Below are 12435 nucleotides of genomic sequence, written 5' to 3'. Positions count from 1 at the left end.
TTCTCACCTCATCCGAAACTTTCATTCTAGCTGTTGTTAAAATTTTCTTAGTTGATACTTTGTTAAACCTGTTTCTTTTACTACATCTGTGATTGAGTACTCCTTATACTGCAGATACTTAAATGGATTTTCCATATAACGTTCTCGTACCTTATTAAATGTACTCTTTTTCGATAAAGAATTCAATTTCTCTCCTTTCTCTCGGATGGAATCGAAAATGGGACAACCTTTGCAATGTTTATAGTTTCTTTGTTTTGCCTGTTCTTGCTCATCTGTACAATTCACTGATAGGTTGTTCAGAGGGCAAATTGAACAATGGGTATCTTCTAAATTATAGATTTCATGTAAAATTTTCCGACGAAGATTAGTCAAAAAAATCTCCTCCTACCGCACTTGGATTGAAATGTACAAAAAAACAAATTAAACATTTCCATTATACATCAGCTAAACAGAAACGTTAAATATTAAGGAAAATATATATATTTAAACATTTCATTTTATACCACAATAAATAATGCATTTATTGTGGTATAATTAGAATCATAAAAATTTATATAAAAATTATTTGTTTAATATTTCATTCTACTAAAGGTTGTGTTTAAATTTGAATATCATAAATTACGAACATAGTAACCAACTTGTAAAATCAAAATCAGATTTTTTTGATAGCAGTCATTTTGAAAAAATTATGGGTATGGGCATCAGGAATATTGACTATTCTAAATTAAGTGAAGAATCATTGGTTTATTTATTTCTACACGATGAACCTTCTTTAACGAAAAAAAGAAGTGAACGAACAAAAAAGATTTATCTGCATGATTTGTCTCATTTTCTTCGCTACATAAAAGAAACAATCGGAACCATTCACGATTTATCCCATAATGAGATGGAAATCTACTTCTATCAACTAAGTAAGAAGTATGCTGCCACTACATTACGTCGAAAGAAAACGGTAGTCCAGCAGTTTCTAAAATACGTTTATGATAACACGGGTCTCTCAGATGACTATAGTAGTCGTCTCAAAAAAGTATCTGTAAAAAAAGAAGATCTGGTCAATCGTGACCTCTTTCCTGAAGAAGTAAATGAAATACTAGATGCACTGAAGAAAACAAGTTTCTTTATGTATACATTGTTTTTCCTTCTTACGACTACTGGACTCCGGATTGAGGAAGTTGCAAACGCAAAATGGGCAGATCTTGTATTCCATTCCTCATTAAATGCTTATCTCTTGCGTGTAGTTGGGAAAGGAAATAAAGCCAGGGAAGTTCGTATTTTTGAAGATGTACTCGACGATATCTGTCGCCTTCGTCAATTGCGTAAACAAACAAGTGAATTGGACGCCTCTAGTACATCTGCTTTTCTACCTAAAGCCGATGGCTCTTACTATAGGGCCGACTACTTATCAAAATATGTAGCAGAAAAGATTGAAGAAACAAACTTACCATTTTTACGTTACCGAAAGGATAGAATTACCCCCCATACCTGCAGACATTTCTTTGCGAATCATTTGATGGGAAAAGGTGTCGAACTTAAGAAAATACGTGACTATTTAGGACACGAATCTATTATGACGACGGAACGCTATTTAAGGGAACGTACAAGACGTCAAAACTTGGCCACAATAGATATAGGAAATTCATTGTTTTAGTAAACATATATAATAGGAAGATTCTCGATTTGATGTATCGATTTCTTCCTATTTTTTCGCGTATAGAATTATAAATGGCTTTCTATTATCACAACATTAAGACTAACTATTACAAATAAAAATAATTTATGACTTATTATAAGTCATAAGGATGCAATTTAACTTTTCTGTTTTACACTAACGTTATAAATCAGAAAGGAAATGTGATGATATGTCTCAACTAAGTAAGCGACTTGCTGAGTTGAGAAAAAACAGGGGTATACTCAATTCGATGTAGCATATCGCCTGAATATCGCACGTACCACATATGCCAATTGGGAATATGGAAAAACTGACCCAGACGCAGATTCAATCATGAGTATTGCAGACTTATACAATGTATCCATTAATGAATTGTTTGGACGAAACGCACCTCTAGAAAGTAAATTAGAATCAATTAAAGTAGCAGCGTCAGATCTATCCCCTAAAAAACAACAGGAAGTTTTTGATGTTCTTATTGATTATACTAATTTCATTAAAAAACATTTCACTAAATGAATTTAAATTTTTCGTATAGCACCTTTTATAGGTTCTGGTGCAAAAACTTCAAAATATCTAAAAAAAGTCTTTCAGACTTGGACATACTGATATTATTACGCTAAAAAAGGATGTGATTGGTATGGAAAAGCAAAATCTATTCAAGTGGAAACATTATCAACCGAATGCTATTTTATTAACCGTGAGATGGTACCTACGGTACAACCTCAGTTTTCGTGATTTAGTCGAAATGATGGAAGAACGCGGGCTATCCCTGGCTCATACAACTATCATGCGATGGGTTCATCAATATGGTCCCGAATTAGATAAGCGAGTACGACGTCATCTTAAGTCAACCAATGATTCTTGGCGAGTCGATGAGACGTATGTGAAAGTCAAAGGTCAATGGATGTACCTATATCGTGCTGTTGATTCAAAAGGATATACAATTGATTTTCATTTAAGCAAAACAAGAGATCATAGGGCTGCAAAGCGTTTTTTCAAGAAAGCTTTGCAGTCTTTTCATGTTTCAAAGCCCCGTGTGATTACAGTGGACAAAAACCCGGCCTATCCTATAGCGATTGAAGAGTTGAAGACAGAGAAAAAGATGCCTGTGGGCATCCAAATAAGGCAGGTAAAATACCTTAATAACATTGTAGAGAAAGATCATCGTTTTATTAAAAAGAGAGTTCGTTCAATGCTAGGATTGAAATCTTTTCGTACAGCTAAATCTATTCTTTCAGGAATAGAAGCGATGCATATCATTAAAAAAGGTCAACTTATTTTACGGGAAAAGTCTGTCAAAAATGAAGTGAAGTTTATTCATCAACTATTCGGAATGGCTGCATAAGAATAGATTCCATTAGGAATCTATATACCTCTTTCAAATAAATACAATCTTTGCACCAGAACCGTTTCAAATCTATTTCACCCCTTATCTTTCCTTAACAAAAAACAAGACGCCACCCAGATTACAGTAACGCCTACGATAATTGCTATAAACTTAATCAAACTCATTTATCCTTACACTATTTATTTCTTTGCCTCCATACCCCATTCTCTTTACGATAAGTATTCTTACCATTCATGAAGTCAGCTGTATTATCAGGAATGCTATATTTCTTATTCTTTTTCTTAGCCTTCTTCTTCAGCCTCTTCTCTTCTTGAACAGCTTGCAAGTCCGCCTTCCATTGTATCAACAAATCCTTTTCACGTCGCATCGAATTTGTACCCCTTGGATTAAAATGCACATCATATAATTAGATTCTACCTATTTATATAATTATTTAATTCAAATGTCCATTTTGTACAAAATAAAAGAGCACCCATAATCGATAGGTGCTCAAATATATGAAGTGGGGCAACCCCATACTCCAATATATGCTTGTCCTTATTAAAAGGTGCAAAATAAAAAGAGTACCCGTCATTAGGTACCCTTCAACAAATAAGTATGGTGCCCCAAGTTTCACCTCATATGATAACTCGTCACGAATTCATCATATGCTTGTATTATTAGAATATTCACTGTTTTAATGTGTAATTTCTATATAACAAAGAAAAAAGCACCCGTTTTGGATGCTTAATGTATACTAATATTAATATTGAATAGCTCTATTGATAGACTTTCTAGAACAATGAATATACTAGCTGAAGCTGATCTATATCCAATATTATTTCCTGTAACATTAATAGTAATCTCCGCTAAATGGGTTTGCACATCATCTTTTTCAAAAATTTTATCTTCAACCTTTTCAATTATTGCTACATTATCTACTTCTTTAAAAGTTTTCAGCAATTTTGTTTCTAATAAAGTAAAATCAAAATTTTCATCTTTAACTACATCAAATTTAATCTTCATTTTTATTTCCCCATTTTTAACCAGTTAATATATTAACATCAGTATAATTATATATACTTTTATTATATAATTCAAAAGTTATGTTTTATAAAACTCCCCATAGTTCACATATTTAATAGAGAGAAATAAAAAAACAAATGGCAAAAGTTCCTCTTCCAAGGTCAAGATAACTCCCAACCTTCTCCAAGTCACCGCAACACTATATATTAGCTACACGCTTCACATTTGGTTAGTTCGGTGACTTGGAGAAGACTAAGAATCTTCTTGTTTATACTCCGTAGAGTCGGCTACTTAATGTCATTTTCGCCAATTTCCTTTACACAACGTTGAAAGAATGTATATCAAGACGCGTGTATTTCTTCCTGCAGGTTCTGGTGCAAAAATAAAGTAAAAGAGAATAAAGCATATATATTCCTAACGGAATCGTATCTTATGCTACAAGTCCAAACAATTGATGGACGAATTCTTTCTGATTTTGGATAGACTGGTTCCGTAAATTAATCTGTTCTTTTTTAATCATATGCATAGCTTCTACTTCAGAAAGAATGGATATAGCTGTGTCAAAAGATTTGAGCCCTAGCATAGAACGGATACGCTTCTTTATAAAGCGATGATCTTGTTCTACTATATTATTCAAGTACTTTTGTTGTCTAAGTTGCATACCATCAGGTATGCTTTTTTCTTTTTTCAACAGTTCAATTGCTATAGGATAAGCCGGATTCTTATCGACTGTTATCACACGTGGCTTTGATACATGAAAAGACCGCAAAGCTTTTTTGAAAAAGCGCTTTGCAGCCTTTCGGTCTTTTGTTTTGCTTAGACAAAAATCGATTGTGTTTCCTTTCGAATCAACAGCACGGTACAGGTAAATCCATTGCCCTTTAACTTTTATATATGTTTCATCAACTCTCCAAGAGTCATTGGTTTGCTTGAGGTGACGACGAATTCGTTTGTCCAATTCAGGACCATACTGATGAACCCAACGCATAATCGTGGTATGAGAAATAGATAAGCCCCGTTCCTTCATCATTTCCACCAAATCACGAAAACTGAGGTTATACCGTAGGTACCATCTTACCGTTAACAAAATTAAATCAGGCTGATAATGCTTCCATTTGAATAAATTTTCCTTTTTTATACTGATCACACACCTTTTCTAGAGTAGTAATATCAGTATGTCCAAGTTTTATAGATTTTTTGCACCAGAACCAGATCAAGTTGTAAGAGAAAAAAAGAAAGGAATGAAGTATTCTCCTCGTAGTAAACGACTCAGTGGTATCAATGTATATATGACCAACACCCCTACAGATATTGTCCCGATGGGACAGGTACATGACTGATATTCTTTGCGTTGGCAAATCGAAATTTTATTTAAAACGTGGAAGTCATTCTTTCAAATCCATCATTGTAAAAAGATAAAACCAGAACGATTGGAGTGCCATTTATATGGTCAATTGATTGCCATTCTACTCTGTTCTTCTATCATGTTTCAAATGCGCCAATTACTCCTCATGAAGAAAAAACGAGAGCTTAGTGAGTATAAAGCCATATATATGATTAAAGACTATTTTCTTCTTCTATTCCAAACTATACAAAAAAACACCCAAGAGCTATCAAAGGTGTTACTTCGCCTGTTCAATCTCCTACAGCAAAACGGGCGGAAATCCCCTAGGTATGAGAAGAAAACAGTCTTTGATATATTAGGTGTCGTTTATAATTGTACCATGTCTGATAACCAAGCAGCTTAATTCAAAAAAGGAAACCCGTTAGGGTTTATTTCGTATGCAAATCTTTAAAGCATCTACGTATAGACTTTCGAAAAAAAGAAACAATCTTGCTTATCATTGACGTTACACGGGCTTAGCTTGATAGCGATGTGGCGATACCCCTTTAAAGACTATATAACTATACTGATTTTTATAGTATGTATAGTAAATAATGAAGGGAGGAATAATTGGAAATGGAAATTATTCTGCTAACTGGCAGAATTAATTGTTGAAGATAGAAAAGGGAGATATAAAGATAAAAGATTCCCATTTAAGGAACCTTTTATGGTGGCAATTTCATTATGTCTTCTTTTTTATAAAATATATAATGAAATTGATAAATTGCAAATTGACATTATTCATATCTTAACAAAACGTTAAACAAAGTTGCTCCAAAATCATATCAGCCGAATAGCCACGGATTTCTCTTTGAAACAAATAGAAATCACTGCTCAAAGCAGCCAGTAACATATCAGCTCTAAAGACGCTGTTAGGTTGGTTTTTCTCGGTTCTATGCATCTCGTCAAATAATTCTACGAATAGCTGATGCAATTCATAATATAAAGGACTCTTATCCTTTGATCGTGGATTACTTGAAGTAGAATTCTCTACTCCTGTAAGCAATTGTGCCTTTTTTTCTCTGAAACGGACAAATAAGCTGAGTACGCCTTTTATTCGTTGATTTGGCGGCTCAGTCTGGTTCTGCTTCAAGTATGCTTCGATATTCTCAAAAAGCATATCAATATTATCTTTGATCAAATCAAGACACAACTCACTTTTATTTCTATAACGGCGATAAAGCGTTCCTGCACCAATTCCTGCCTCTGTTGCTATTTGATTCATACTGACTTGTTCAACACCATTGTGTTCAAATAGCCTAAGAGCCGTATTTAATATACGTTGGCGATTCTCGGCAGCGTCACGTCGCTCAGTCCGATTATGGGCTGTATTCTGATTATTTGCCATACCATCACTCCCTAACATTTATATCCCTTGACAAACGGAGAACTCTCCACTTATAATTCTTAAACGGAGAACTCTCCACTTGATTTTAACCTATTGTAAAGGAGTTATGCAAATATGCAAAATCAAAATAGTAAACCCTCATTATTAGTTATGGATTTACAAAATGGTATTGTATCACGTTTCTCAGAAAATAAAGATGTATTACTTCCATTCCAGAAAGCTGTTGAAGCGGCACGCCAAAATAATATTCCTGTTATTTTTATTCGATTAGGATTTAGCGAAGGCTATCCAGAAGTGAGTCCACAAAATAAAGGATTCTCAGCCATTACTAAAATGGGCGGAATGACTATCTCGGATGCGTGGACACAAATTCACGAATCTGTTCAGCCTGAAGCAAATGAACCTGTTGTAACGAAGTACAGATTTAGTGCATTCGCTGGTAGTAATCTGGAGGTTATCCTCCGTGCACAGCAAATCGATTCGCTTGTTCTCTGCGGTATTTCTACAAGCGGTGTGGTTCTATCCACTTTAAGGGAATCAGCAGACAAAGACTTTGCAATAACGGTACTTTCTGATGCTTGTCTAGATGCCGATTCTGAGGTTCACCGCGTTCTTATGGAAAAGGTATTCCCTCGTCAAGCAGATGTGGTTACTGTTGACGCTTGGATTAAAACACTGGATTAATATCATAACTAAGCAAACGCCTCTCAAGGATTTTCTCCTAAAGTGGCGTTTGTTTGATTTTACTCAGAACATCATTTGTTATAGAAATAAAAAAATGAAAGGACAGGTTATACTCATGCCGATTTGGAAAAGAAATTTAATTGTTTGCTGGTTTGGGATGTTTGTCACGGGTGTGGGAATGAGTCAGCTTGCACCAGTGTTGCCGCTTTATATCAAGCATCTTGGAGTTGATAATGCAGCTTTAATTGCACAGTTGTCCGGATTTTCTTTCGGCATAACCTTTATTATTTCTGCCATTTTTTCACCAATTTGGGGGCTTGCTGCGGATAAATACGGACGAAAACCAATGCTTTTGCGGGCGAGCCTTGGTATGGCAATAGTTATAGGTAGTATGGGTTTTGCTTCGAATGTATATGTATTGATAGGATTAAGATTATTACAGGGTGTAATAACAGGATACAGTTCAGCCTGTACTACACTAATTGCAACTCAGACGGAAAAGGAACATTCAGGGTGGGCTTTAGGTACCCTTTCAACGGCAAGTATTTCGGGTTCTTTACTTGGACCCATGATCGGTGGCTTCATGGCGGAGAATTTTGGATTACAAAATGTATTCTTTATAACGGGGGCAATGATGCTTATTGCATTTATTATTACCGCTTTATTTGTAAAGGAGTCCTTCAACCGCGAGGACAAAAAAGTGCTTAGTGCCAAGGAAACATGGAGGAATGTACCTGAAAAGAGCTTAACTCTTACCATGTTTGTGACTTTTTTTATAATATATATGGCATTGTATACAATGGAACCAATCATCACAGTATATGTGACTCAATTGTCCCGTGATACTAGTCATATTGCAATGATAGCTGGTATCGTATTCTCTGCTTCAGGGATGGCAAATATAATTGCCGCACCAAGATTGGGTAAAATTTCCGATAAAATAGGGCCCCAGAAAGTAATATTAGTCGCCCTTGTAGTAGCGGGACTCATTTTTATACCAGAAGCCTTTGTGAAAAATCCTTGGCAGTTAATGGTACTTCAATTTTTATTGGGATTAACCACAGCTGGCTTGGCTCCTGCAGTCAACGTTTTAATTAAGAAAATCACACCATCTGCTCTAACAGGTAGGGTTTTTGGCTTTAACATGTCAGCAGGATATATGGGTGTATTTGGAGGTTCTGTTCTAGGAGGGCAAGTGGCGGCCCATATAGGTATCCGATATGTATTTTTTATTACAAGTACATTGTTACTGATAAATGCTGTGTGGGTTTACTACAGAGTATATAAAAAGCTTAATTTAAAAGAAGAAGACTTATTAAGAAGAAAAACAATCACTTGATGGTCTCTAAATAAAGGTATTCTAAATCCTTGTTCACGGGGTTCTATAGTTCGATAAAATAGTATAAAAGATCGATTATTATATAAACCAATTTTACTTTGAATACATGTAAATGATGTGAGAACCATTGTTATTCCAATAGTTCTCACATCGAAGTTAAGATAATCGCGTGATGTGGGAGGGACCCCATGCCCATCAACTTAAGAAAAGTAGACACTCCCAAAAAGAAAAAATGAGCTGAATTCTCAAAATAACTAACTGTAGAGAAAGATAATTTTCATATAGGTGTACATCAAAACCTTAGCTTGGTGGACATGGGGATGGTACTTAGTATTGTAAAAAATGTTCTAATAGAGTAGTATAAATTTATATTTATTGGTCGGTTGACCAAACTAAAAAAGAAGGTGAAATACAATGTCTAATTCTAAAAAAACAGCTACTCGGGATCAAATACTAATGGCTACGTTTGAATGCTTAGCTGAAAAAGGCACAACCGCTATTACATTAAGAGATATTGCTACAAAAGCGGGAATTACTTTAAGTTTAATTCATTATTATTTTCCAACAAAGGAGGGATTATTAGTTAACGCTACCTCCTATGTCATGCAAAAACAGATTAAAGAAATTCAGAAGGAACTCTCAAATATACAAGATTTCTCAGAGAAAATGAAAAAACTAATATTTGTAGTACATCACCAGTTCAAAAGTTCTGAATGGAGAAAAGTGTATTTTAGTTTATTGGCAGCAGCAGCTTGGTCACCGAAAATTATGGAAGAAATTCGAGTTCTACAGAACCAATTGATAGACCTAATTCAAGAATATGCTCAAACTTCCAATGTAGAAATCCCAGATCTAGAAGCGTTTTCTAGGGCTTTATTGGCTTCGATGAATGGATTAGCGTTACAAGTTATGCATGGGGCTTCAGAAGAACAAATTGCTCCGGCATATGCGATTATAGAAAAAGTATTTATTAACATCTGCAACCCAAAAAACGCAATGAGTGATTATTAAACTATATAATTCCAAATTCATGTGCCAATCCATTATTCCATGAAACCAAATGGAATGAAGGATTGCAAAACATTATAAAGTGAGGTTACAGCATGACCGCATATGGATCATTTTATTTTTTTGCTATAGTGGGGATTTTATTGATACCTACTATCGTAGCTGGATTAAGAGGTAAAATGTTGCGCAAATATAATGCTATCTTAACGCTTATTATGCTTGCTATTATCTTCTCGGATAAGTCAAATCAAGCAATGATGTTAGTAGTATTTATTATTTGGCAATATGTCCTTATTAAAGGCTATTTACTACTAAGAAAACAAAATAATAATACGTTCATGTTTTGCATGGCTATTATTTTGTCGATTTTGCCATTGATTTTGGCAAAAATCGCACCATTTGTACCTGAATTAAAATTCATTGTTTTTACTGGTATATCTTATGTAACATTCAGAGCAGTACAAATGGTATTTGAAATTCGCGATGGCTTAATTAAAGAATGCTCATTTTTTAATTTCTGGGAATTCATTTTGTTCTTCCCTGCTATTTCGACCGGACCTATCGATAGGTATCGCAGGTTCCAAAAAGATATTCAAAAACCACCAAGCGCTGAAGAATATCAAAACCTACTATACACGGGAATTAACCGTATTTTCCAAGGTTTTCTGTATAAGTTTATACTTGCTTACCTAATAAAAGAAAATATTATAGATGCAACATTAGCTCACCAAAACACAATTGCATCAAATATGATTTACATGTATAGCTATAGTTTATATCTATTTTTTGACTTCGCAGGTTATAGTTCATTCGTAATTGGTGTCAGTTATATGATGGGTATTAAAACACCAGAAAACTTTAATAAACCGTTTATCAGTCGTAATATTAAAGATTTCTGGAATCGTTGGCATATGAGCTTATCATTCTGGCTCCGTGATTTTATTTACATGCGCTTTGTCTTTTTTGCAACAAAGAAAAAGCTCATTAAAAATCGCTATATGATTTCATATATTGGCGTCTTTTTAAACTTTTTTGTCATGGGAATTTGGCACATTACTGGTCATGATATTGCTCAATATATTATTTATGCTCTATATCATATTTTTCTGTTTATTTTATTTGATATTTTCGAACGGAAAAATAAGAAGCATAAATTTTGGCCCAACAATACGTTCATGCATGTCCTTGCAATTGTGATTACATTCCATTTCGTATGTTTCGGTTTCCTAATCTTCTCTGGTCACCTAAACAATTATTTTTAATGAATGACCTCTTTTCTCACAACTAAGAAGTTACACATATTTGCGCTTGTAAACATGGGAGTCAGTTTATTATTTAGATATTCTTCTATAATTCTTTTAATTATGGCTCTTATGATACTATTAATAACTATTATGTTTTTTAGTGTAGAGAAGAAATTGAAAGTATAGTATAGTGAGAATAAATTTTTTTTATAAACAGTTATCCTCCATTATTATTAAATTAAAAAGAATTTCTATCCATATTACGAAAAAAAACATTATTCTTTTTGTAGAAATATGCAGAAAGGATGGCGTTTTTTTATCAATAACACATATATTTTTATTAACATAATCCATTATTCTCTGTATTAAATATATCTAGAAAAACCCCCTTCAGTTTGCTTACTGAAGGGGGTTCGTATTTACATAATTCCCGTTTTCGGCAATCAAAAACATTCGAATTCTATTATGTTGCCTTCAGGATTTAGTTCATGACTTCTAACTTTCTTAAATAGAGGTAATACCAGTACACCCACATATAAGGGATGATATAGGAAAAAAATGTCCAAATAATATTCCAGCCGTTACCATATACGATTTCTCCACTTAAAACTAATGTCATTTCAAGAAGGGTAGTAAATAGGGATATGAAAAAGACCATCAAGTAAGGTCTTTTGGTTTTCTTTATAAAGAATATTAAGTAACTTGCCAAAATCGGATAAATTCCTATATTAAAGGGTAACGCAGAAAAAGTTTTTTGATCAAGGAAAGGAGCAATCCTCCAAAAACCACAATAAAAGCCGAATTCATTTACGACAAAAGCAACGACACAAAAGAATGAGCCAATCAGAGGGATAATTCTTCTCTCTTTTTTGTAAAGGTGAAGAATTCCAACAGTCCAAGGTAACACAAATGCAATTAGAATATTAAATAACATCTTGACTCTACCTTCCTTTCCTTATAACCATCTTCACCTTACTCCTTATAATTTAAACTAAAAAAGTTTTCCAAACCAACGCAACATGATAATTACAATCAACTGAGTTATGATTAAATTATAAGGCTGCTTATCTCTTATTTTGTTCTCAAAAATATACCCCATATACACATCTAGTTTACATAAAACCACTTATCAGCAGTCAAGGTATCTAGAAACCTATGAAAGTCCCTTCCGATCTTCTTAAGAGACTCTTCGTTCACATAATTACCGTTATCAGTAGTTAGTCTGCCTAATTTAAAATGAGAATAAGCTCCTTTATATTCTTTAAGCATAGCATGTAAAAGAATATGAAATATTTATAAAAAGTAGGTGAAAACATGACATTAGATTCTCATCGTATTATAGGTTTCCCTGGTACAGGTATGGGTGGTTTCCCTGGAACGGGTATGGGCGGTTTCCCTGGTACAGG

General features: G+C 34.0%; 12 protein-coding genes and 2 pseudogenes. 8 read left to right on the top strand and 6 right to left on the bottom strand.

Annotation, left to right across the window (positions count from 1 at the left end):
* Positions 1-36 precede the first annotated feature (36 nt).
* Entirely contained in the window at positions 37-372 is a 336-nt protein-coding gene (locus tag DN408_RS15885) for a zinc-finger domain-containing protein (protein ID WP_078179252.1), read from the bottom strand.
* Positions 373-604: 232 nt separating this feature from the next.
* Here DN408_RS15885 and DN408_RS15880 point away from each other — a divergent pair, with 232 nt between their 5' ends.
* The 3 genes and pseudogenes from DN408_RS15880 (at position 605) to DN408_RS15870 (ending at position 3014) form a co-directional block, all read left to right on the top strand.
* Complete coding sequence (locus DN408_RS15880) at positions 605-1648, top strand: tyrosine-type recombinase/integrase (protein WP_016093774.1); 1044 nt, start codon at positions 605-607, stop codon at positions 1646-1648.
* A 211-nt stretch (positions 1649-1859) separates the two neighbouring features.
* A pseudogene (locus DN408_RS32485) lies at positions 1860-2185 on the top strand (helix-turn-helix domain-containing protein).
* Positions 2186-2306: 121 nt separating this feature from the next.
* Positions 2307-3014, top strand: coding sequence for an IS6 family transposase (locus DN408_RS15870; RefSeq protein ID WP_147740248.1), 708 nt, complete (start codon positions 2307-2309; stop codon positions 3012-3014).
* Positions 3015-3192: 178 nt separating this feature from the next.
* On the opposite strand, the gene DN408_RS15865 is transcribed toward DN408_RS15870, so the two are convergent.
* The 3 genes from DN408_RS15865 to DN408_RS15855 all read right to left on the bottom strand — a co-directional run bounded on the left by DN408_RS15865 (position 3193) and on the right by DN408_RS15855 (position 5160).
* On the bottom strand, positions 3193-3384 hold the full coding sequence (locus DN408_RS15865; RefSeq protein WP_016093776.1) for a hypothetical protein: 192 nt from the start codon (positions 3382-3384) through the stop codon (positions 3193-3195).
* A gap of 359 nt (positions 3385-3743) precedes the next feature.
* The gene (locus tag DN408_RS15860; protein ID WP_002187120.1) at positions 3744-4022 is read right to left on the bottom strand and encodes a hypothetical protein; all 279 of its coding nucleotides are present in this window, start codon (positions 4020-4022) and stop codon (positions 3744-3746) included.
* Positions 4023-4452: 430 nt separating this feature from the next.
* Entirely contained in the window at positions 4453-5160 is a 708-nt protein-coding gene (locus DN408_RS15855; RefSeq protein ID WP_147740252.1) for an IS6 family transposase, read from the bottom strand.
* 73 nt (positions 5161-5233) lie between these two features.
* On the opposite strand from DN408_RS15855, the pseudogene DN408_RS15850 reads away from it, so the two are divergent.
* Positions 5234-5770 (top strand): annotated as a pseudogene (locus tag DN408_RS15850) (transposase); the annotation flags it as partial.
* A 384-nt stretch (positions 5771-6154) separates the two neighbouring features.
* On the opposite strand, the gene DN408_RS15845 reads toward DN408_RS15850, so the two are convergent.
* The gene (locus DN408_RS15845) at positions 6155-6754 is read right to left on the bottom strand and encodes a TetR/AcrR family transcriptional regulator (protein WP_113937317.1); all 600 of its coding nucleotides are present in this window, start codon (positions 6752-6754) and stop codon (positions 6155-6157) included.
* A 114-nt stretch (positions 6755-6868) separates the two neighbouring features.
* Here DN408_RS15845 and DN408_RS15840 point away from each other — a divergent pair, with 114 nt between their 5' ends.
* The 4 genes from DN408_RS15840 to dltB all read left to right on the top strand — a co-directional run bounded on the left by DN408_RS15840 (position 6869) and on the right by dltB (position 11047).
* On the top strand, positions 6869-7438 hold the full coding sequence (locus DN408_RS15840) for a cysteine hydrolase family protein (protein WP_078178481.1): 570 nt from the start codon (positions 6869-6871) through the stop codon (positions 7436-7438).
* A 115-nt stretch (positions 7439-7553) separates the two neighbouring features.
* On the top strand, positions 7554-8777 hold the full coding sequence (locus tag DN408_RS15835; protein WP_113937316.1) for a multidrug efflux MFS transporter: 1224 nt from the start codon (positions 7554-7556) through the stop codon (positions 8775-8777).
* A gap of 414 nt (positions 8778-9191) precedes the next feature.
* Positions 9192-9788: a TetR/AcrR family transcriptional regulator gene (locus DN408_RS15830; protein WP_016093780.1), complete on the top strand. Its 597-nt coding sequence runs from the start codon at positions 9192-9194 to the stop codon at positions 9786-9788.
* Between the two features lie 92 nt (positions 9789-9880).
* Entirely contained in the window at positions 9881-11047 is a 1167-nt protein-coding gene (gene dltB, locus DN408_RS15825) for a D-alanyl-lipoteichoic acid biosynthesis protein DltB (RefSeq protein ID WP_078178482.1), read from the top strand.
* 463 nt (positions 11048-11510) lie between these two features.
* Here dltB and DN408_RS15820 read toward each other — a convergent pair whose 3' ends face one another.
* Positions 11511-11963, bottom strand: coding sequence for a CBO0543 family protein (locus DN408_RS15820; protein ID WP_002191492.1), 453 nt, complete (start codon positions 11961-11963; stop codon positions 11511-11513).
* Positions 11964-12435 lie beyond the last annotated feature (472 nt).

The organism is Bacillus sp. AR13-1 (genome assembly GCF_008042285.1).
Classification (GTDB): domain Bacteria; phylum Bacillota; class Bacilli; order Bacillales; family Bacillaceae_G; genus Bacillus_A; species Bacillus_A mycoides.
Note: the sequence above shows the minus strand (reverse complement) of the source record. Positions and strands in the feature narration are given on the sequence as shown.

What these genes read in the sequence shown, in the direction of transcription:
- DN408_RS15870 (WP_147740248.1), top strand. Translation starts at nt 2,307, where the DNA reads ATGGAAAAGCAAAATCTATTCAAGTGGAAACATTATCAACCGAATGCT.
- DN408_RS15865 (WP_016093776.1), bottom strand. Translation starts at nt 3,384, where the DNA reads ATGCGACGTGAAAAGGATTTGTTGATACAATGGAAGGCGGACTTGCAA.
- DN408_RS15860 (WP_002187120.1), bottom strand. Translation starts at nt 4,022, where the DNA reads ATGAAGATTAAATTTGATGTAGTTAAAGATGAAAATTTTGATTTTACT.
- DN408_RS15845 (WP_113937317.1), bottom strand. Translation starts at nt 6,754, where the DNA reads ATGGCAAATAATCAGAATACAGCCCATAATCGGACTGAGCGACGTGAC.
- DN408_RS15840 (WP_078178481.1), top strand. Translation starts at nt 6,869, where the DNA reads ATGCAAAATCAAAATAGTAAACCCTCATTATTAGTTATGGATTTACAA.
- DN408_RS15835 (WP_113937316.1), top strand. Translation starts at nt 7,554, where the DNA reads ATGCCGATTTGGAAAAGAAATTTAATTGTTTGCTGGTTTGGGATGTTT.
- DN408_RS15830 (WP_016093780.1), top strand. Translation starts at nt 9,192, where the DNA reads ATGTCTAATTCTAAAAAAACAGCTACTCGGGATCAAATACTAATGGCT.
- dltB (WP_078178482.1), top strand. Translation starts at nt 9,881, where the DNA reads ATGACCGCATATGGATCATTTTATTTTTTTGCTATAGTGGGGATTTTA.
- DN408_RS15820 (WP_002191492.1), bottom strand. Translation starts at nt 11,963, where the DNA reads ATGTTATTTAATATTCTAATTGCATTTGTGTTACCTTGGACTGTTGGA.